At 54.1% G+C, this 244-nt stretch carries 1 protein-coding gene; it reads left to right on the top strand.

The window, feature by feature from the left end:
* Positions 1-244 (top strand): LAGLIDADG family homing endonuclease (locus COY37_RS07920; RefSeq protein WP_286977111.1); only part of this gene is annotated, 244 nt, incomplete at both ends.

Genomic DNA, 244 nt, shown 5'->3' with positions numbered 1-244 from the left:
GGGTGGCCTTATAGATTCCGATGGCTACGTCAGCTTGGATCGCAGGCGCATTGAGTTTACGACCGTCTGCTGCGATCTGGCAGAACGTCTGGTCGCTCTGCTGAGCGCACTTGGTTTTAATCCATCGATCCGCAAGAAGAAGCCGGGGCGCAAGGGTAAGCTGGTCGAGTATCGCATTCACATGGCTGATGCCAAGAAGACGCCGGAGCTTGCCAAGACGATTTCTGAATGGATACATGATCCA

Origin of the sequence: Candidatus Aquicultor secundus, from assembly GCF_002791875.1 — a bacterium.
Lineage (GTDB): Bacteria > Actinomycetota > Aquicultoria > Aquicultorales > Aquicultoraceae > Aquicultor_A > Aquicultor_A secundus.
The sequence above is the reverse complement of the archived record's forward strand: the minus strand, read 5'-3'. Positions and strand labels throughout refer to the sequence as shown.